The sequence below is a fragment of the Enterococcus sp. RIT-PI-f genome, from assembly GCF_001297065.1.
Classification (GTDB): Bacteria; Bacillota; Bacilli; order Lactobacillales; family Enterococcaceae; genus Enterococcus_D.
Map to the genome: position 1 here is coordinate 1 of NZ_LHOX01000004.1, position 21,180 is coordinate 21,180.

The window sequence follows — 21,180 nt, forward strand, 5'->3', positions numbered from 1 at the left end:
CAATTGAATAGTGTGGTGGCGATAGCAAGAAGGATACACCTGTAACCATGCCGAACACAGAAGTTAAGCTTCTTAGCGCCGATTGTAGTGAAGGGTTTCCCTTTGTGAGAGTAGGACGTCGCCACGCAATGTAAAACGTATATTTCACGATATACGTTTTTTTTATGTTGTTTTTATGGTCTATAGCAGATAATCACACTACTTTATATTTGAAGCCAATCAACATGGAAAAAATGAGATATTACATGAAATTATTAAAAGTGATGACTTAAAATAACTTTTTTTTGTAAAAAATGATACACTAGTAATGAAGTATTTTAAGGAGGGGTCATATGACTGATGAAGGGAAAAAAGAACAAGTTGAAGTAGATCATGAAGATTTTTCCAGCTCAGAAGAAGCAACATTTGTCGATATCAAGCATGTTGCCTCTAAAAATATTGGTCAAATGCTGCAAGATCTCCAAGATTTTGAAACAGCAATTGAGAACGAAGATATTCCAGAAATATACCGAATTTACAATGGTCGTCTACACAAGCAATTAAAGGAAACATCAAATCAAAACCATGAAATAGATGAATTATTGGCGCGGAAGATCCATGATCATTTCACGCTGACATTTCCGTTCATGCTACATTGCGAAAAGGTTTCACCAACCGTACATTATTATAAAATCGGCACGTATTTCCATGAACGTGCGACGATTGGCATCGACGCCAGTATTCCAGAAATATTTGTGATCCCCCAAATCGATGATGAATGGGATAAGTTTCAACGCGGCAATCGGGAAATGTTGACGTCGATTGAAAAACAGATCGATCAATTGGAAGCCAAACGAATCACGGCAATTTCTGAAGTCAAAACGATCCAAGAAAAAATCGATCAAGTTTCAGCAGCAGAAAATGAGCTGACTGAAACAAAAGGTTTCTTTAACCGCACGAAAGTGGAGGAAGAACTTGAACAATTGACCAATGAACGAAAAGCTTTAGAAGATAAACGCAAAGAGTGGGAAAGATATACCAACAATGAAGAAGAAATCACCCATGAGAAAGAACGTTTGCAAAAAAAATACCAAAACTTACGCTTGAAGAAAGCCATAGTAGAAAAAGAATTTCGCCAAATCGATGCTTACTTCGGTTCCTTTGAAGATTTTTCGGCTAAATTGATCACTTTTTTGAATCGGTATACTGGAAAGGAGTTGCATGAACTTGACGAAAGAATCTACGAGTAATCAAAATGAACATTCACTTGAAGAAACTGAATATCTAGTTGATGAGACTCAAACATCTGAAGATGCGATTGATGCGCATCAGGAGGAACCAGAGACACTTTTGGACGTGTCAACGGATCAGCGAAGTGATCCATCTGAGCAACAATGGGCGCAAGATACAGACGCAGTCCATGAAGATGACTATTATCAGGCAAAAGCTCAAGATCACGCACGGATCGAATCACTGATCGACCAAGCTGAAAAAGAATTGGCTGATTTAAAATTACGCAAATCGATGATGGAATCTGATTTCGAAGGGTTACATACCCATTATCAGCATTTGATCGTAGGCGAAAAAGACATATCGACGATTGCCAAGAAAACTTTGCTGGAATACTATGCCTATGAATTTTTGAAACCACTAAAATCGATTCAGCTCTCCGCGACAGATAATTATGACACATGGCAAACCAAACATTTCTATGTCAGGTTCCAGTTGACGGAAGCAAAGCAGCTTGACTTGTATTTCAAACTGAATCCAATCAACAGTACCTATGAATCAAGTTACTTGCCGCTACTGACCATTGATTCAGCACAGCGATCGGTCTTAGTGAATGATGATCAAATCTTGCACTTGATTCGCCAATGGCATGCAGAAAATATATTCTCAGTCAATCAATTGTCACTCTTCAACTATGATATCAATCAAATATTAGCCCATATCAAAGAATTAGGCTTTACTGTATCACCAAGCTTGATCGACAATACACAACGATTGTCGGTGGATATGGAAACAGATTTTCCTGTTGGGGACACTGTCTTGGATCAAATTTTTATTACCACAATGGAAAATAAAGACTATGATTTCCAGACGGAGAATTTAGGGGAAATACGTATCCTCTTAGACAAAAATCAACGATTGACCATTCATATGCAGCCAAATTCGGCTGTGCTAACGATCGATTCTGACCAATGGAAACGGTCATTACTGGATTTCTTTACCAGCTATGCGTTTTTGGTTCCATTAGTGGTACCTAGTAAATAATCTTAGCCCTTATAAGAAGAAAAATGCTAAAATGGTTGTTATAACCATTTTGGCTTTTTTTTGAAAGGAGTTTTTTTGATGCATACTGCAATTGGTTTTTATGAAGGTCGTTCTTTGTCAGACCCGGGTGTTTTCCAGCAACAATTGATCACTTTGCCGACATTAGGCCCTCAGGATTTACAGGTCGAGGTAAAAGCAATATCTGTCAACCCAATCGACGTGAAAAGACGGACCAGCATCAAAAAGTCCGATCAGTTTATCGTGCAAGGGTATGATGCCTGCGGCGTGGTTACAGCAGTTGGTGAATCTGTGACAGGTTTCGCTATAGGAGATCGGGTATTTTATGCAGGAACTACAAATCGTTCGGGAGCAAATCAACACTATCAGCTGGTAGACAGCAGAATTGTAGCCAAAGCGCCAGAGGGTGTCACCGAAGAAGCGCTGGCTGCGTTGCCGTTGACCAGTATCACTGCTTGGGAGCTGCTATTTGAAAAAATGGGGTTTGTGCCAAGAGAAAACGCCAATACCGGTTCGATCTTGATCGTGAATGCAAGCGGCGGGGTAGGATCAATTGCTGCGCAATTGGCAAAATGGGCTGGTTTGACAGTATATGGAACCAGTAGTCCAGAAAACCAGACATGGCTTCGCCAGAATGGTGTTGATTTCCCGATCGATCACCATCAGCCCCTCAAGAAGCAGATCGAGGGTACATTTCAGGCAATCGTATTATTCTATGACGGATCGGCTTACTTGCCTCAATGTATTGATTTAATCGCGCCATTTGGTAAAATCGGCATGATCGTCAACACCGAAAAACCACTTGATTTGAATCCATTTAAGAATATATGTGTCGATTTTTTCTGGGAATATATGTTTGCTAAAACAGATACCGGTCATGATATTGCTTCTCAAGGCGCTATTCTGACTAAGATTGCGCAATTATTGGCAGATAAAACCATCCATGCTACTGTAACCAAAACAATTACTGGTGGGATAACGGTCCCCCATCTGAAAGAGGCGACTGCGCTCGTAGAAAACCATCATACGGGTAAAGTCGTGGTCACTGGAGGCTTTGCTTGATGTCTACACCCGAGGAGCTTTACTGGGATGATTTTGCCGATACCTACGCTGAGATTCAAGAAGAGTCACAGCTGCCAATTGCCAAAGACTTGGTGGCCTATTTACGGGAAATAAACCTCTTGCCGCTTGACACCTTCGTCGATTTTGCGGCAGGAAGCGGAAAGTACGTCGCTGCGTTCTATCCTTTTGTTCAAACATATGTAGCGCTTGATTTTTCACAAGAAATGCTGCGCATCATACGTCAACGTGTCCCAGATCCACAAGAAAAAATCATCCGGATAAAAAAAGATCAGCAGTCATTCCTTGCTGATCCCACTGTATATTCATGTATTTTTATGGCAATGAATCCTGCATTGGTCGATGAAGAATCATTGCTGCGTTTTTGTCAAAAAACCACATGCTTGTTGATTTTGCGGGTGGTGGAGGAGTCAGAGGATCTTTTTCAGCCCTTTGAAATCCCTGCAGAAGCTAATGATGCACTTGAATTGAACAATACCTATAAAAGATGGCTGGATCAAGCAGAAATTCCATGGAAAAGTCAGCAATTTGCCTATGTGGTCACGGAAGTTATTGACCAACCCACATTTCGGGCTTATTTTGCGGATGACTATGCACCGAGTACGCTTGACACACTCTGTCAACAGGTATTTGAACAAAAGCAGTACCGTATCAGTACGACCAAAATCGTCTTTGAGTTATTAATCGTTCGAAATGAATGTGTTGCTGATCATAAGAGTATATAAACAACAGCTGCTACTGTGATCAGCAAGGCAGTGTTCACAAGGTAAAAGCGTTTTTGATACTGTTTGGTTTCTTGCGGCAAGGCTTGTTTGATCAATTTATAAGCAATCAAGTTTGCCAATGATGCGATCAACGTACCGAGACCTCCAAGATTGACCCCAAGTAATAACGCTTTTTCCAAGGTAGTAAAGGGCGCGATCAAGATAGCTGCCGGTACATTGGAAATGACTTGTGACAACAAGATACTGCCGATCAGTGCTTGATGACTTTCTTGAAAGTAAGGCTGGATCGTATCAATGATCACAGTTTGTGCTTGGATGTTGCCCACGATCAGAAAAAAGAAAACAAAAGTCAACAGCAGCAGATAATCAACTTTTACAAATAATTGCTTGTTTTGAAAAAAAATCACAGCAGCAGTAAGACCCACAGCAGCAGGCATGGGCAATAGGCCAAAAATACCGAGGATCATCACAAGCAGCAAGCCACTATATACAGTTGTTTCTTTCTTTTTGAAGATCACTGGTTCTACTCTGATCGTTAACGGTTTTTTCGGCAATAGTTGGATCAATAGGAGTAAAGCAAGCAAGGAAAGCCCCACAAAGGTAGCAGTTGTGGCTAAAAAGCGCGGCAAGGGAATCGCATAATACGAAAATAAAAACAAATTTTGCGGATTGCCGAAAGGAAATAGGCTACTGCCCATATTTGCCGCCGCTGTCAGGTAGACAGCACCTAGTAGTACACTACTGCGTTCTTGTATGCCACGCGTTAACATGATATACATGGGGAGCAAAGTCAAAATTGCCACATCATTGGTCAGCAGCATTGAACTAAAAAAACTTAAAAGGACGATCGAGCGAATCAATGTTCTTAAATATTGGCTTTTTTGAAGGATAGTTTGTCCTAATGTATGGAGTAGGCCAGCGTGTTCCAAGCCATTGATGACGAGCATCAAGCCAAATAATGAGAAGATAACTTTATAATCAATAAAAGACCAACTAAAGCGCCCGGTCAAACAGGTGACAAGGGCTAAAATCAATGATAAAGTGAATAATAAATCACTCTTAAAAAAACCAATCAATCGTGTTTTCATTTGTACACACCTTTCTCCACCCTGCATTTTACCATTTCTACTACAGAGAAACAAAACAAAGTGCGTTGTGCCCATGAACAATGGAGAGGAAAAACCAGGATGGAACCAATGAGTCGATCGATCATACGTGAGGAGGGATCCCCCAGTGAATTTGATGCAATTACTTGAAAAAAATCAGCAGGTCCATTTCCAGATCTTGGCGATGTTTTTTCGAGAAGGTTCAGAGATTTCCTATAAAAAAATCGCCAAAAAATTATCTGTGTCTGCGCCTACAGTGCAAAAAGAAATGCAAAATCTTGCTGCCTCTTTACAAACGTTTCATCAAGATGCGATGATCAGCAATGGGGAAAATGATCGTGTCCATTTGACGCTCCCAGTAGATTTTGATTTACGAGAATTTTTGTACCAATATTTATCAGAAGCCATCGATTTTAAAATTTTATCCTATGTGTTTTTTCATCGAGAAGAATCGACGACCAAAATGATGCTGGAATTGGTGCTGAGTGAAGCGTCGCTTTTTCGTCATTTCAAAACGATCAATACGTTATTATCCGAATTTGAGATTCAATTGAAGAACAAGAAGTTGGTAGGGGATGAACGTCAAATTCGTTTCTTCTTTTTTCAATTCTTCGCAGAAAGTTATCCTGCAGCCAAAATAAAAAGTCATTTTTCACGGGCCAGTACGGATAATCTGATTCGTGTGATCGAGGGCCAATTGGCCATCAAGTTATCAAAGGGTCAGGCAGCAAGACTGAGTTTGTGGTTTGGTTTGATGGAAGCCCGTTTCGATTATCGAGGGTCGCAACAACATGATGGGTCCTATGAACTCTTAAAATCACTGGAAAATGATGCGGATTTTCAAGTGCTTAGAAATGTGATGGGTCGTTATTTAAGTCGGTTTGCCGTTTCTTGGAGTGACTACGAAACCCTTTATTTGTATTTGTTTTTATTGGCAGAGGGCATCATCGTCCCAGCCCTTCCTGACACAGATAGTGCTCATTTTTTTTGGTCCCAAATCAGCAAGAGCAACACAGTATTGTTGCAAGCGTTGAATGACATGACACCGGGACGCCACCAGGAAGAAGCCCTATTTTCGATGCTAACAACAATCAGTGTCCAGTCGATCTATCAGCAAGGATCAATTGTTGCCTTTGCTGAATTACAGCCTGAAACGGTCTCGAATACACATGATTTGACCACGAGTCAGCAAGCGATTGCTGCATTGGCCAAACAATCAGGGCAAGTCTATTCAGCAGAGAAGATTCAGCATTTAGTGAATGAATTGTTGCTGGTACAGGATTGGCTGCAAGTGAAGCAAGAACAAAAATTTATTGTGGGGATCTTGCTATCCCAATCTCAACTGCGCAGTGCATTCTTGCGGCGCTTTTTGATCAAGGAATTGGCTGGCTATCCCAATATACATTTTGAAGAAGCGCCAACAGTAGTCTATGATCTATTGATTGTCGATCATCCAGAGATAGCAGAAGGTTATCACTACAAAAAGCAAATGATCTTGACAGGCGGTGCCAATCCGTTTGAAGAAGCACGATTGCATACGATCGTTGAAGAAATCAGAAGAAATAACCTTGAAAGTGAGTTGGAAAGAGTATGAGAATAGTAATAATCGGGGGCTCTCATGCAGGGTTAGCAGCAGCACGGCATTTAAAAAAAGCAAATCCCAAAGTAGATGTGATCATCATTGAAAAATCGAGTGTTCTAGGCTACATTGCGAGCAGCTTGAATCTAGTCTTGGAAGGGTATATCGAGCAGTTGCAAGACTCTAGAACCGCGACAGCGAGCGAACTGTTGTCAGAAGGGATCAATGTGATGCTCAATAGTGAAGTCATTGCGATTCATCCTGCGCGTAAAGTGGTTCAATTCAAGACGTCGACAGCATCTTTTGTGCAAGAAGATGAAGTCGCCTACGATGGCTTGATTTTGGCGATGGGTTCTAGTACGTTTCGGACGGAATTTGCAGAAGATGTTGAAGCACAGATCACCACCTATAAAACGATTGGACAGTCACGTCATGCATTGGCTAAGATTCAATCGGCCAAAACGGTGGCCATCGTCGGTGCTGGATTGATTGGCTTCGAGTTGGCTGAGTCATTAAGCGGACAGCATAAGGAAGTTCATTTGATTGACCGGATGGATACGTTGTTATTTCGCTATTTCGATCAGGAAATCGCTGAAATTTTGATGGCGCGTTTTCCTGAAAATCTGCGCATTTATTTGAATAGCAATGTCGCCCATACCAAGAAAGATGCAGCGGGGAATTACACAGGACTCTTGTTGTCCAACGGTAAGGAAATTTCTGCGGACATCGTTGTCTACGCGGTCAATCCCCGTCCAAATGTTGCTTTGGTGGAGGAATTTCTGACCCTTAATCTAGATGGGACTATTCGGACGGATGATTATTTGCAAACATCTGATCCGTCGATCTATGCGATTGGCGATTTGGTGTCGATCCCTTTCAATCATTCTGATAGTTCTTTGTATATCCCTCTAGTCACAAACGCCTATCGGACGGGAATCATCGCAGCAACCAATCTGTTGGCAGCTGTAAATGGCACCGCCAAGATCCCATTTCCTAAAATGCAGCGAACAGTGGTGAGTAAATTATTTGGTTATTATGTCAGCAGCTCTGGTATCAATGAAACGGAAGCACCATATTATGGCTTTCAGGTTGATTCTGTGACCAAAACCTTTCATTCCCGTACTTTTTTTACCCGGGAAGAAAACTTCGAAGTCACGCTGAAACTGATCTATGATCGAGAGAGCCAAGTGATTATGGGTGGGCAGATCATTACGAGTGATCGCGGTAGTTTGGAGATCATCAATACGATTTCCACTTTGATCCATAGTGAAGCAACATTGCAGCAATTGGCGACCATGGACTACTTTTTTAATCCAACGATCTCATTTCCATTACATTTTTTAAACCAACTGGCCATCGATGCGCTGATCAAATAATGCACAGTTATTTTAAAATACGGATAGCGATGTAAACCTACGTTTTTTGTAGGTTTATTTTTTTTATGCAAAAAATGCTTGTGATTTTTTTCATTATCAAGTACCCTTATATAGAGAATGAGAATCGTTATCAATTAGATTTTGGAGGAAAAAATGAAAAGAATCAGCGTATTTCTGCTGTTTTGCATCTTAATGATCACCTCGTTATTTGTTGGCACCCACGAGCTTTCAATAGCTGGATTGCTGGCAGGGGTACCGGAAGCATGGATGGTTCTGGTCAAAATCAGACTGCCACGAACGATCAGTTTAGTGATTGCCGGGAGCATAGTGAGTCTTTGCGGCAAGGTCATGCAGCATTTACTGCAAAATAAATTTGTGGCAGCTGAAGCAGTAGGACTAAGTGATAGTGCCAGATTGGGCATTTTGATGGTTATGTTGTTTTTGCCGAATGGCTCGGTTTTACTGCGGACGGCAGTGGCTGCTTTGTTTGCCTATCTTGGTGTCTTGCTGTTTCTATCGATCAGCCGATTATTGCCGAAAGACAACCCCATGATGCTGCCATTGGCTGGGGTGATGTTTGGCAATATCATTGGGGCAGTCAGCGGCTTCTTGGCCTATCGTTATCAATTAGTCCAAAATGTATCTTCATGGCTGCAAGGCAATTTTGCCACAATCACAGTCGGCCAATATGAATGGTTATATCTCATCATCCCTGTATTCTTTCTCTTATATTTTGTGACCTATGAAATCACGATTGCCGGGTTGGGAGAAGATGTTGCACGTAGTTTAGGTATCAATTATGGCTTCTTGCGGATGTTCGTTCTAGGCTTAGTAGCCTTTGCCAGCAGTATTGTTTTGTTGATGGTGGGACAGTTGCCTTTCTTAGGGATCGTGGTACCAAATATGATTGGCATATTCTTTGGCGATCATTTAAAGAACAATTTGTGGTTGACTTGTTTTGCAGGAAGTAGTTTTTTGCTGATCTGTGATCTTTTAGCCAGAACCGTTATTGCACCGTATGAAATGCCTGTCAGCGTGATTGCGGGCATGATTGGCGGCAGCTTATTATTAGGTTTATTATTTTGGAGGCAGATACGATGAAAGTAAAAGTGGGGAGTTTGTTCCTTTTGAGCCTATGTGCAGTCCTTGCTTATTTAACCTATAACACATATGGCAACTGGTCTTTTGCTTTCGCGTTACGGGGCAGACGCTTGCTGGCCTTTGGACTTGTAGCGATCGCTAGTTCATTCAGTACGTTTGCGTTGCAGACGATGACGCAAAACCGTTATTTGACCCCTGGCATTCTAGGATTAGATCAATTATATGTTCTGATCCAGACCCTGTCGTTTTTCTTGGTAGGGGGCATTCAAATACTCAGTCAGGAAACGACAACGATGTTTTTGTTGTCAATCTTGGCCACAGCGCTCTTGGGCTGTCTGCTGATTGGATTTTTTTATCAGAATAAAGGCCATCATTTGTTTTTATTATTGATGGCGGGCATGATCTGCGGCACGATGTTCAGCAGTTATAGTACTTTTTTGCAAGTCTTGATGGACCCAAATGAATACGATATGCTTCAAGGCCGGTTGTTTGCCAGCTTTAATCACATTCATACACAGCATTTGCTATGGGCAGCCGGCATCATCTTACTGGGCAGTCTTTGTCTGGTCTTTTTGATTCCTGAACTGAATGTCCTTCATTTAGGCAGTCGACAATCTGTGAGCTTGGGGATACCAGTACCTTTCGTGCATCGCTTGCTGTTGTTTTTGATTGCTCTGCTCACCGGAACCGCCTCAGCATTGGTTGGTCCGACCGTCTTTTTAGGATTCGTGGTCGTGACCATCACTTATCAAGTCATACCAACTTTTCGCCACGGATGGCTTTTTCTTGGCGGCACGCTAATCGCCTTTTTGTTGCTGGTCTTTGGGCAATTTTTTGTAGAACAAGTCTTTGGTTGGACGATCACAGTCAATACTGTGATCCAATTTTTAGGCGGTCTGTTCTTTATATCGAAATTGATTCTGGAAAGGAAAAAAGGATGATCGAAACAGTAAATCTCCATCAATCATATGGGAAAACGCCAATCATCAAAGCCTGTGATCTGACATTGCCAGAAGGACAGCTGATTGCCTTGATTGGACCCAATGGTGCCGGCAAAAGCACCTTGCTATCTCTGCTTAGCCGCGTGCTAAATGAACGGACAGGCGCCATTTATCTGGACGGCAGAGAGTTAAAACAATGGCCCGGGAAAGAATTGGCGCGAAAGTTGGCCTATCTGCAGCAGAGCAATCAATATGGTGTGCACTTGACCGTTGAAGAACTCGTGGCTTTTGGCCGTTATCCTTATAACCGCGGACGCCAAACCGTTGCAGATGAACAGATCATTGCTTCAGCAATCCACAAAGTGGGACTGGCAGATTTCAAAGAGCGGTCGATCCATGCGCTATCCGGCGGACAATTGCAACGGGTCTACTTGGCGATGGTTTTAGCGCAGGAAACCGATTATATCTTGCTAGACGAGCCTTTGAACAATTTAGACTTAAAACATGCGACCCAGCTCATGAATCATTTGACCGAGTTGGTGCAATCAGAAAAGAAAACGGTGGTGATCGTGTTACACGACATCAATTATGCGGCACGCTATGCAGACTATATCGTTGCCATGAAAGACGGCCAAGTCTTGCGTGCTGGCAGCACAAAAGAGATCATCCAAGAATCTCTGTTGTCTGAATTATATGAATTACCTATCAAATTGGTACCGGTGGAGGGCAGTTATTTTTGCTACCCCTTCACATAAAAAAATTTTAGGAGGATACAATGAAGAAAATAGTTATAGGCGTAATCACGATCGGGATGTTTTTGGGGTTGGCTGCTTGCGGAAGCAGTACAACACAAGAAGAGAGTCAAACAGCAGCATCAACAGCTGCACAATCAGAGGTGTCTACGGAAGACGACACACCTACTGACATCGAAGTGACAGACAGCAATGGCAAGGTGACTGTACCCTATCAGCCAGAAAAAGTCGTGGTTTTCGATAACAGTGCTTTAGATACCATGAATGTGCTGGGCGTCGGTGATCGAGTGGTGGGTGCTGCTACCAGCAATTTGCCCGCGTATCTATCTGCATTTGAAACGGTGGAATCCGCAGGCGGCATCAAAGAACCTGATTTAGAAAAAATCAATCAGCTGCAGCCGGACTTGATCATCATTTCTGGCCGTCAAAGAGACTATCAAGACGAGTTAGCGGCGATTGCACCAACGATCTTTCTCTCTGTGGACAATGATGATACTTGGACTTCGATCGAAAGCAATATCCAAACACTGGCAGAAATCTTTGGCAAAGAAGAAGAAGCGCAGCGTCAGATGGCTGATTTGCAAAGCCAAATCGACACCTTGCATGCCAGTGCCGAAGAAAGCGAGTTAACGGCGCTTATCGTGATGGTCAATGAAGGCAATTTGTCTGCATTTGGTCCAGGTTCTCGTTATAGTATTTTGTATGATACTTTCGGCTTCATTCCAGTGGATGATACGTTGGAGGCATCAACCCATGGAGAAAGCATCTCGTATGAATTTTTGTTAGAAAAAAATCCAGATCTGATTTTTGTTGTGGACCGCACGCAAGCAATTGGCGGCGAGGAATCGCAATCTGCTTTTATCAGTAACGAGATCGTGCAAGAAACGACTGCTGGTCAAAATGATCATATCATTGAGTTGGATGCGGCGGTTTGGTATTTAGCAGGATCAGGGATCGAATCAATTGAACGAATGCTGGCGGATGTCCAACCAGCTGTTGAATAAGTAAATCAAAGCAAAAAGAAGTGATGACAGGTCACTTCTTTTTTTTGTATTCAAGTAAGACCTTAGACCGATATTGGTAAATTTTAGCAAGTTTACTTTACCTGTCGTAGTAATTGTTTTATAATTAGTACGACAGATGCAGTAATTGAGGAGGGATCGTATGATTTCGAGTGACGGGATTCGGGGATACAATGATGCGATCATTCTATCTATTCTTGCAAAAGAAGATTCATATGGCTATGCGATTTCTAAACAGATCCGAGAAGGAACAGATGGCGTCTATGTCATCAAAGAAACCACGCTATACTCTGCCTTTACCCGCTTGGAAAAGCAAGGCCTGATCCGTTCATATCCAGGTGAAGTGACCCATGGCAAGAAAAGGACCTATTATCAGATCACGGCCGCAGGCAAGCAGTTATTGAAAGAGAAACGAACAGAATGGCAACAGACCAAAATCGTCGTTGACCAGTTCTTACAAGGAGGAGCAAAATGAAAACCATACATGACTATTTAGACAGTTTATTCTTGAACGTGCCAATCACACCTGAAACGAGAAAAGCCAAAGAAGATTTATCCGCGATCATGGAGGACCATTACCATGAATTGATCAGTCAAGGAAAAAGCGAACATGAAGCGATCGGTGCAGTCATCAGCGAATTTGGCTCTGTGGATGAACTCTTACAGGCATTGGACATTTCATCTGAAGCATCTCAGGAGGATGAGGACTGGGAAGATGCTCTCAGCGAAGAAGAATCTTTTGATTATTGGCAGACAGTACGCTATTTTGCATTATACGTCTCAACAGGCATTGGTCTATGTATTGCCTCCCTTGCTATTATGTCATTTTTGTTAGGGCAAGGCTCTGGCGCTTTGGGGGTCTTGATGATGTTGGTTTTTGGCGCACTCGGTGTAGGGTTCATCCTATCTGCTGCTTTAAAATATGCAGCGAGTCGCAAGAAAATGGATGATCGCTTTATCTCAAAAACGATCAAGCACATTGCACGGCAGCAATTGGAAGACTACGAAAAAAGTTTTCGGATTGGTTTGGTCTTGGGGATCGGTTTGTGTATTTTCTCTTTGGCCCCTGTCTTGATGAGTAGTATCTTTTATTATGATATGCCTTTTGGTGTTGCGCTATTTTTATTGATGGTGGCTGTCGGGGTCTTCTTCATTGTTTACGTCAGTGTGATTCGCTCAGGTTATGCAAAATTAGTCAATGAAACCTATTTTATTCGAGATGAAGATCATCCAGGCACAAGAGCAACCAAGCATAAATACGGGGATGCAGCAGGGAAAGTTGTTTTCTTTCATACGGTCTATTGGCCAGTGATTTTGGTGGTATATTTTATGTGGTCATTTGTATTTCATGCTTGGGCCTGTTCTTGGCTGATTTTCGTTGTAGGGGGCATTTTACAAGATTTCTTTTTGGCGCAAGTGAATCGAAAACGCAACTAAAGAAACATCCTTTTGGCAAGCAAGGTTTCTTTACATCTCGTGATAGCAGGTTTATAATCACAGTGTACATGAGAATGGTCAAGCATTTTGATCCGCTCGTGGGAAACAAGGAAAGAGGCAAAAAATCATGTTAGAGATACACTATGTAAAAAATGGCAGTAAAGAAACCGCCCAATATGAGGATGCCAAAGCATTTTTGGCCAGTCAATATTTAGAGGTCCCACCATTTCAAGATCATTATCTAGTGGAAGAAGCTCGTCTGGATGGTACGGTTTTAGAATTACCAGAGGCGACGATTGGTGGATTGTTCCATTTCTTAACGACGCAAACTAAATAAATAGATGATCCGTTTCCGAAAAATAAGGAAGCGGGTCTTTTTTGTAATTGAGAATCAAGATGGTAAATGAGAATGCAGAGAAGATTAAAATAACGTCCTTAATAAAGGTCAGTCAAAAATCATATAATATTTTTCAGGAGAGTAAAAGGAAAATGCTTATTTATGAGGAGAAAATAATTTAAATAAAGGAATTCTGCGAGAACTATTGCAATTTTCGGTGAATTAGTCTAATAATTAATAGAGATTATTCTCAAATAATAATTCTAATTGGAGGAAATGTAATGTCATTAATTGGAAAAGAAATTGGTTCATTCGAAGCGCAAGCTTATCACGAAGGTAAATTTATCGATGTTTCATCTGAAGATTTCAAAGGGAAATGGAATGTTGTCTGCTTCTACCCAGCGGATTTCTCTTTTGTATGTCCAACAGAATTGGAAGACTTGCAAGATCAATATCATGCATTGAAAGAATTGGGTACTGAAGTTTACTCAGTTTCAACTGATACCCATTATGTCCATAAAGCGTGGCATGATCATTCTGACGCAATCAACAAAATCGAATACATCATGATCGCAGATCCTTCTCATGTGATCTCAGAGATCTTTGATGTGCTGGATGAAGCTTCTGGCTTGTCACAACGGGGCACGTTCATTATCGATCCTGATGGTGTCGTTCAAACAGTGGAAATCAATGCTGATGGGATTGGCCGCGATGCAAGCGGATTGATCGATAAGATCCGTGCAGCGCAATATGTACGCACCCATCCAGGGGAAGTATGTCCAGCCAAGTGGAAAGAAGGCGAAGATACACTTACACCTAGTTTGGACCTAGTAGGGAAAATATAGGAGGCACACATGGGATTAGATAAAGGGATCAAAGATCAATTAACTCAATATTTGGCGATGCTAGAAGCGGATGTTGTCTTTACAGCTTCGTTAGGCGCAGATGAAGGCTCGGCAAAAGTACGGGATTTTTTAACTGAAATCGCTGAAATGTCGCCAAAAATCTCGATGCAAGAACAAAGTTTGGAACGGACACCGAGTTTTTCCATCGAACAACCAGGAAAGACCAGTGGCATCGTTTTTGCTGGATTACCTCTTGGGCATGAATTCACATCATTTATTCTGGCATTGCTGCAAGTCAGCGGTCGTCCGCCGAAAATTGATGCGGCATTGCAAAAGCGGATCAAAGCCATTGATCGGCCGCTTTACTTTGAAACCTATGTTAGTTTGACTTGTCATAACTGTCCGGATGTTGTACAAGCATTGAATATCATGGCCGTCTTGAATCCGAATATTCGTCATACAATGATCGAAGGCGGTATGTTCAAAGATGAAATCGATCAAAAGAAAATCATGGCTGTACCAACGGTCTTTTTAGACAATGAAGAATTTGCCAGCGGTCGCCAAACGATTGAACAATTATTAGAAAAAGCAGCTGGGCCAACCAGTAAAGAAGCCTTTACGGATAAAGAAGTATTTGATGTCCTTGTGGTCGGTGGCGGACCTGCTGGTGGAAGTGCAGCGGTATATGCAGCGCGTAAAGGAATCAAAACCGGTATGGTGGCTGAAACTTTCGGCGGACAGGTGATGGAAACACTTGGGATCGAAAATATGATCGGCACCTTGTATACCGAAGGACCTAAATTGATGCGTCAAGTGGAAGACCATGTCAATGAGTATCAAGTCGATGTGATGAAAGGCCAGCGTGCCAAAGATATCCGCCGCAATGAATTTGTTGAAGTAGAATTAGAAAATGGTGCTGTTTTACAAACCAAAACAGCCATCTTGGCCACAGGTGCCCGTTGGCGCAATATCAATGTACCAGGTGAGAAAGAATTCAAAAACAAAGGGGTCGCTTACTGCCCTCATTGCGATGGCCCACTATTTGCTGGAAAAGAAGTAGCAGTCATCGGCGGCGGAAACTCCGGTATTGAAGCAGCGATCGACTTAGCAGGGATGGCAAAGCATGTCTATGTATTGGAATTCTTGCCAGAGTTGAAAGCTGATTTGGTCTTGCAAAAGAGATTGCAGACATTAGACAACGTCACTGTTATTACAAACGCGGCAACCAAAGAAATCACTGGATCAGATCACGTAGAGCAGTTGACTTATACGGATCGTGCGTCAAACGGTGAATTCACATTGGCTGTTGAAGGGGTCTTTATCTTGATTGGCTTGATGCCCAATACAGAATGGTTGCAAGACCGGATCGTCTTGAATCAGCGGAATGAAATTGTTGTCGACAAACAAGGCGCCACCAACATTGAAGGGGTTTTTGCTGCCGGTGATTGTACAGATAGTGCCTACAAGCAAATCATTATTTCAATGGGATCTGGTGCCACTGCAGCATTAGGTGCTTTCGATCATTTGATTCGCTCGTAAGCCAACTTATTTGATAAAAACACCAAAGTGATCTGACTTTGGTGTTTTTGATTTGCAGGTCCAAGCCAAATGTTGACAAGTGTCAGTGGTTTCGTTTACAATCAATAAAACACGTTCAAAAAGCGAAAGAGGTATGTTATGAGTGTCTACGGTATCTAATCAGACAATTTAAACAAATAAACGAAATAAAGTATGTTTATTTGTTGTGCCTGCAGATACCGATACAAATCGTTATTGATGAAACAGGTGATGGGGAACTATCGCTTTTTTTGTACACTTTTTTGGACGCAGAGATGTTCGGATTCTGCAGGCACCAGAAAGGACAACCGACATGAAGATACCTCAAGCAGCAGAATTTGAACAAATCAAAGTACAAGTAAAAAAGAAAATCATCAGTGATTACGGCAAAAACTTATTTTCATCTGAGGCACCGGCAGCTTCTTACACAACAGCAGTTAAGCGGATGGAGGAAACAAAGGAAGCCGTCACGTTATTGGCAGCAGGCCTTGCCGTGCCATTTATGGGCATACAGCATGCGCAATCTGATACAGAAAAAATCGAAAAAGGTTTTATTTTGATGCCCCATGAATTGGTGTCTTATGGCGACTTTTTACGATCTATGCCGAGAATCAAAACTTTCTTTGAAAAGCACCACGCTTTGGCACCGATTTTGACCGGATATAGTGATTCGTTGGCGGATTTTACGCTGATCACTGAGAAAATCAGCCAATCCATCCGTCATCAGCGCATTGATCCAGAGGCGAATCGGCATTTGCGCAAGATCGTTCGTCAAATTGATCAGATCGAAGCTGATTTAAAAAAAGTTTTTTTAAAGTTTTTATCACAAGGGAAGTACTTGCAAGACAATCGCATGATCAAGAAGAATGATCGCTATACACTGCCGGTACGCGTAGAGTGGCAGCATCAATTCAAAGGGTCGATCATTGAACGATCCAACAAAGGTGGGACTGTCTTCATTGAGCCTGAGACAGTTGCCCGATTAAATGATCGTTTGATTCTGGCAGAAGCGGAAAAAACAGCGATCGAGTATCAAATATTAGCTGAACTGACCGGCTTGATTGCTGAGGAATTGCCGCTGATCCACCAAGGTTTAGACTGCTTAGCTGTGCTCGATGTGATTTTTGCCAAGGGCAAATTTTGCCGAGACATCAATGGGTTGCCCTTGACGCTCAACCAGAAGGAAGAACTAATCTTGGATCAGGTCAAGCATCCTTTGCTTGGCGATGAAGCAGTTCCTCTAGATTTGTCTTTAGGGATCCATACACGCTGTATGGTGATCACAGGACCAAATGCAGGAGGCAAAACAGTTGTTTTAAAAACGGTTGCCTTGGTCTGTGCCATGGCACATCATGGGTTGTTTCCTAACCATCATGGCCAGAGTAGCGTTCCGTTTTTTAAAAGTCTTTCGATGGATATCGGTGACCAGCAAAGTTTGGCGAATGCCTTAAGTACATTTTCAGGCCATATGGCTAATATTGCCGGTATTTTAGCTGAAAATCAGCGCAATTCTATTGTGTTATTGGATGAGATCGGTAGTGGCACGGAACCAAATGAAGGTGCCGCCCTCGCGATCGCGATCATGGATGCCATCTATCGTTCCGGGGCATTGCTGATCGCCACGACGCATTATGGTGAAATCAAGCAGTTTGCAGTGGATCATCCTGACTTCCAAACGGCTGCTATGGCTTTTGATCCCCAGACATTGGCACCTAAGTATCGTCTATTGGTCAATCAGGTAGGCGAAAGCAATGCTTTTTGGATCGCTGAGAAAATGCAGATTCCCAAACCAATCGTTGCCAAAGCAATCACTTATTTGTCGAGCAAAGCGTACCCTTTGCAAAAAAATGTGTTTGCACCGCTTCCTGAGCATACACATTTATCTGAACATCCCCAGTTACTGACCAAGGGTGATCAAGTGCTAGCAGGAGATCGAGGACAAAAGGGGATATTTTATCAGTATGCGGACAACGGTCAGGCCAAAGTATGGATCGATGAGGAGATGGCCATGGTTGCGGTGAAAAGGATTCGCTTGCTGATCAAACAAACGGAATTGTATCCAGCAGGGTATGATCTTGATCAATTATTTATAGATCATCGCACGTATAAGTTCAATAAAGATTTGTCCCGCGGATCCAAAAAAGCGTATAAACAACTAAAGAAACAAGGGAAACAGAAATCTTAAGCGTATAAAGGCGAACACTCTTAGGAAAGATGTATGCCATTAAGGAGAAAGATCGTTGTTCAGATAATGTCTGAACAACGATCTTTTTTTATTACGAAAGTTATTTATTTTTATATAAGACGTTTAAAAGACCAAAAGAGTAAAATTCAGAAAGTGATTGAATATCTTCAAAACGATGGATATAATTAAGAAATAGTAAAGAATATCCTTTATTATTTGGCGGCTATTGTCAAAGCGGTCGAAGAAAGGTAACATTTTACTGGATATAAAATAACAATAAACCTTGTTAGGTGAGGCTCCTATACAAACATAGGCTATTGCGCAGAAACGTCGAAAGACGCCAATGTGTAAAACAGGAATTGTCGGATTAAGGCTTTTCATAAAATAGCTAAGCAAGTTGATTTGCTTTACGTTGTATAGTGCTAAAACTCGGACGATGAGATTGAAAAAAGTCTAACGTCCTAAGGGAAGTTAGACTTTTTTCTTAGGCTGCACGTTAGATAGATGACCGTCTGAACACCGACTCTAAGGCAAAGAGGAGTGGATCGAATGAAAACGAAAAAGACGGATTGGCTCATGGTCCTATCGTATATTTTATTAAGTACGATTGGGCTTTTGATGATTTACAGCGCAAGTTCATTTCGCCTGCTGACGATTGGGGCGCAACCTTCTGCATTGTTCAAACGGCAGTTGATTTTTTTGGTATTAAGCTGGGGGCTGATTCTTTTGCTGCAGCGGGTGCGCGTTCAAGTGTTGCTAGGGCGTTCTTTGGCTGTAGGTTTGATTGGATTTGGCGTATTGACGCTTTTATTGGCTCATGTTCCGTTTTTTGGCGTGACTGTTAATGGGGCCCAAAGATGGGTAGCAATCGCTGGGCTGCAATTCCAGCCTTCTGAGATCGTCAATGTGGGCATGATTTTGTACCTGGCGCACTTTTTTAAGGCGCCAAAGGCTTCGTTGCAAGAGATGAAGAAACCATTTGTGCTGCTTCTGGTATGCTGCTTGCTGATACTCTTTCAACCAAAAGTGGCTGGGGTTTTTATCTTGTTGTTTTTGGCTTTTATGATGATCACAACTGTTCAAGTCCCAGTCAAGGTCACGGCGCTGTTATTTGGTGGTTTAGTCCTGATGGTGGTATGCGTAGGGGGGCTGATTCTGCTTCTAGGTCAGCATGATTTGTTGCCAACGATGTTTGCACATGTCTATAATCGGATTCGCTTGGTCGGGAATCCTTTTTCTGATCCATATGGCCAAGGGTTTCAGATGATCCATTCTTATTACGCCTTGTTCAATGGTGGTTTAAGCGGATTGGGTTTAGGCAATAGTATTACGAAAAAAGGGTTCTTGCCGGTAGCTGAAACGGACTTTATTTTCTCTGTTCTGGTAGAAGAAATGGGCTTGATTTTCGGTATCTTTGTGATTGGCTTATTGTTTACGATCATTATGCGCTTGTTCATGCGTAGTGCCGCATGCCAGGATAACCAGATTGGGCTGATTTTGCTCGGTACAGCGACTTTATTGTTGATGCAAACCAGTATTAATATTGCCAGTATCCTCGGCCTGATGCCGATGACTGGTGTGCCGCTGCCATTCATCAGTTATGGTGGATCCAGTTATTTTATCTTATCTTTTGCCTTCGGGTTATGTATAAAATTGGCGAGAGAGGAAGTGGAACAATATGCGATTGTACAAACAGCGTGAAATCAATTATGCCTTGTTATTACCGATTTTTTTATTGTATCTACTGAGTATTTGGGTCCAATATCAGGCGGCAGTGATGGATGGCCGCGAACCAGGTTCCGTGATGCTGCGGCAGATTATATTTTGTGTGTTGTCGGTCCTTGTATTAGGGGCGGCTAGTTTATTAAAAACATCGTTTCTATTGCGTTATTCTGGCATCTGGTATGTCCTATCTCTTGGACTGATGGCATCGCTGCACTGGTTATATGATCCCTTCATGTTTGCTGAAACACATACAAAGCGTTGGTTGCGGATCGGCAGCTTTACGATCCAACCTTCTGAATTGATGAAAATCGCCTTTGTTTTATTTATGGTCTATTTGACCTTACGCTATGAAAAACGCAAAACAATGCGCACGATCCAAACCGATATGATGTATGTCGGCAGCATTTTGTTATATAGTGTACCGACATTTTTGCTGATGTATATGCAGCGAGATTTTGGGACCAGCCTGGTTTTCGTTGTGATGCTGGGGGCATTATTTGTCATTTCCGGTGTTCATTGGAAAATATTGACGGTGATCGCTAGTCTTGCTGTTTTAGTTGGCGGTGTTTTGCTGTTGTTGGTATTTACAGAATGGGGCAATCGGCTACTATTCCAATTGACCTTTTCCCAGTATCAGCTGGACAGAGTCAAAGCATGGGTCGATCCTTTTGCCTATCAAGATTCGATTGCTTTCCAGCAAGTGCGTAGTATGTTGGCCATTGGTTCTGGTGGATTGTTAGGGGCAAGTCCAGAGCATGTGACTGTGTATGTGCCAGTCCGGGAATCTGATATGGTCTTTACTGTCATTGGAGAAACCTTTGGCTTTTTAGGCAGCACTTTGGTGATTTTTTTGTATTTCTATTTGATTTATCAAGTGATTTTCGCCGCGTTATCTACGAACAACAAAGCTTCAGTCTATATTGCAATCACCTTTATTTTTGGTTTAGTCTTTCAGATTTTCGAAAATATCGGTGCAGCGATTGGATTATTGCCATTGACGGGTATCCCATTGCCGTTTCTGAGTCAAGGAGGCACCTCTTTACTGGCAATCAGCATGGCGATGGGCATCATTTTGGGCTTGAACAAAGCGCCTTTACTGGCAATCGATTCAAGACAGGATTCGGAAATGAGGTTTGAGTGA

General features: G+C 42.2%; 19 protein-coding genes, 1 rRNA gene and 1 riboswitch. Of the genes, 19 read left to right on the forward strand and 1 reads right to left on the reverse strand.

Annotation, left to right across the window (positions count from 1 at the left end; all coding sequences use genetic code 11):
• The first annotated feature begins 11 nt into the window (after nt 1-11).
• From rrf to AEQ18_RS01220, 5 genes are all read left to right on the forward strand, one after another.
• Nucleotides 12-127, forward strand: a 5S ribosomal RNA gene (rrf, locus tag AEQ18_RS01200).
• Nucleotides 128-332: 205 nt separating this feature from the next.
• On the forward strand, nt 333-1,229 hold the full coding sequence (locus tag AEQ18_RS01205; protein WP_054114546.1) for a hypothetical protein: 897 nt from the start codon (nt 333-335) through the stop codon (nt 1,227-1,229).
• A gap of 106 nt (nt 1,230-1,335) precedes the next feature.
• Nucleotides 1,336-2,253 carry a hypothetical protein gene (locus AEQ18_RS01210; protein ID WP_152911859.1) on the forward strand — a complete coding sequence of 306 codons (918 nt, stop codon included), beginning with the start codon at nt 1,336-1,338 and terminating at the stop codon, nt 2,251-2,253.
• Between the two features lie 78 nt (nt 2,254-2,331).
• A complete protein-coding gene (locus tag AEQ18_RS01215) occupies nt 2,332-3,333 on the forward strand; it encodes a zinc-binding alcohol dehydrogenase family protein (protein WP_054114548.1) in 1,002 nt (333 codons plus the stop codon).
• On the forward strand, nt 3,333-4,076 hold the full coding sequence (locus tag AEQ18_RS01220) for a class I SAM-dependent methyltransferase (protein ID WP_054114549.1): 744 nt from the start codon (nt 3,333-3,335) through the stop codon (nt 4,074-4,076). Before AEQ18_RS01215 ends, AEQ18_RS01220 begins: the two co-directional genes overlap by 1 nt.
• On the opposite strand, the gene AEQ18_RS01225 is transcribed toward AEQ18_RS01220, so the two are convergent.
• The gene (locus AEQ18_RS01225) at nt 4,061-5,164 is read right to left on the reverse strand and encodes an SLC13 family permease (RefSeq protein ID WP_054114550.1); all 1,104 of its coding nucleotides are present in this window, start codon (nt 5,162-5,164) and stop codon (nt 4,061-4,063) included. The genes AEQ18_RS01220 and AEQ18_RS01225 overlap by 16 nt on opposite strands.
• A gap of 154 nt (nt 5,165-5,318) precedes the next feature.
• On the opposite strand from AEQ18_RS01225, the gene AEQ18_RS01230 reads away from it, so the two are divergent.
• The 14 genes from AEQ18_RS01230 to AEQ18_RS01300 all read left to right on the forward strand — a co-directional run bounded on the left by AEQ18_RS01230 (nt 5,319) and on the right by AEQ18_RS01300 (nt 21,180).
• Nucleotides 5,319-6,776 carry a helix-turn-helix domain-containing protein gene (locus tag AEQ18_RS01230; protein ID WP_054114609.1) on the forward strand — a complete coding sequence of 486 codons (1,458 nt, stop codon included), beginning with the start codon at nt 5,319-5,321 and terminating at the stop codon, nt 6,774-6,776.
• A complete protein-coding gene (locus tag AEQ18_RS01235) occupies nt 6,773-8,137 on the forward strand; it encodes an FAD-dependent oxidoreductase (RefSeq protein ID WP_054114551.1) in 1,365 nt (454 codons plus the stop codon). The genes AEQ18_RS01230 and AEQ18_RS01235 overlap by 4 nt, the downstream gene beginning before the upstream one ends.
• A gap of 153 nt (nt 8,138-8,290) precedes the next feature.
• The gene (locus tag AEQ18_RS01240) at nt 8,291-9,238 is read left to right on the forward strand and encodes an iron chelate uptake ABC transporter family permease subunit (RefSeq protein ID WP_054114552.1); all 948 of its coding nucleotides are present in this window, start codon (nt 8,291-8,293) and stop codon (nt 9,236-9,238) included.
• Nucleotides 9,235-10,179: an iron chelate uptake ABC transporter family permease subunit gene (locus AEQ18_RS01245; RefSeq protein WP_054114553.1), complete on the forward strand. Its 945-nt coding sequence runs from the start codon at nt 9,235-9,237 to the stop codon at nt 10,177-10,179. Before AEQ18_RS01240 ends, AEQ18_RS01245 begins: the two co-directional genes overlap by 4 nt.
• Nucleotides 10,176-10,934, forward strand: coding sequence for an iron ABC transporter ATP-binding protein (locus AEQ18_RS01250; protein WP_054114554.1), 759 nt, complete (start codon nt 10,176-10,178; stop codon nt 10,932-10,934). Before AEQ18_RS01245 ends, AEQ18_RS01250 begins: the two co-directional genes overlap by 4 nt.
• Before the next feature lie 20 nt (nt 10,935-10,954).
• Nucleotides 10,955-11,935 carry a siderophore ABC transporter substrate-binding protein gene (locus tag AEQ18_RS01255; protein ID WP_054114555.1) on the forward strand — a complete coding sequence of 327 codons (981 nt, stop codon included), beginning with the start codon at nt 10,955-10,957 and terminating at the stop codon, nt 11,933-11,935.
• Nucleotides 11,936-12,095: 160 nt separating this feature from the next.
• Nucleotides 12,096-12,428, forward strand: a complete 333-nt coding sequence (locus tag AEQ18_RS01260) for a PadR family transcriptional regulator (protein WP_054114556.1) — start codon at nt 12,096-12,098, stop codon at nt 12,426-12,428.
• Nucleotides 12,425-13,390 (forward strand): permease prefix domain 1-containing protein, encoded by a 966-nt coding sequence (locus AEQ18_RS01265; protein ID WP_054114557.1) that lies wholly within the window; start codon nt 12,425-12,427, stop codon nt 13,388-13,390. Before AEQ18_RS01260 ends, AEQ18_RS01265 begins: the two co-directional genes overlap by 4 nt.
• A gap of 127 nt (nt 13,391-13,517) precedes the next feature.
• Nucleotides 13,518-13,727: a hypothetical protein gene (locus tag AEQ18_RS01270; protein ID WP_054114558.1), complete on the forward strand. Its 210-nt coding sequence runs from the start codon at nt 13,518-13,520 to the stop codon at nt 13,725-13,727.
• Nucleotides 13,728-14,008: 281 nt separating this feature from the next.
• Nucleotides 14,009-14,572, forward strand: a complete 564-nt coding sequence (ahpC, locus tag AEQ18_RS01275; protein WP_054114559.1) for an alkyl hydroperoxide reductase subunit C — start codon at nt 14,009-14,011, stop codon at nt 14,570-14,572.
• 9 nt (nt 14,573-14,581) lie between these two features.
• On the forward strand, nt 14,582-16,111 hold the full coding sequence (ahpF, locus tag AEQ18_RS01280; RefSeq protein WP_054114560.1) for an alkyl hydroperoxide reductase subunit F: 1,530 nt from the start codon (nt 14,582-14,584) through the stop codon (nt 16,109-16,111).
• 331 nt (nt 16,112-16,442) lie between these two features.
• Entirely contained in the window at nt 16,443-18,314 is a 1,872-nt protein-coding gene (locus tag AEQ18_RS01290; RefSeq protein WP_054114562.1) for an endonuclease MutS2, read from the forward strand.
• A gap of 275 nt (nt 18,315-18,589) precedes the next feature.
• Nucleotides 18,590-18,762, forward strand: a riboswitch (M-box (ykoK) riboswitch).
• 101 nt (nt 18,763-18,863) lie between these two features.
• A complete protein-coding gene (locus AEQ18_RS01295; RefSeq protein WP_054114563.1) occupies nt 18,864-20,015 on the forward strand; it encodes an FtsW/RodA/SpoVE family cell cycle protein in 1,152 nt (383 codons plus the stop codon).
• Nucleotides 19,993-21,180: an FtsW/RodA/SpoVE family cell cycle protein gene (locus tag AEQ18_RS01300; RefSeq protein WP_054114564.1), complete on the forward strand. Its 1,188-nt coding sequence runs from the start codon at nt 19,993-19,995 to the stop codon at nt 21,178-21,180. The genes AEQ18_RS01295 and AEQ18_RS01300 overlap by 23 nt, the downstream gene beginning before the upstream one ends.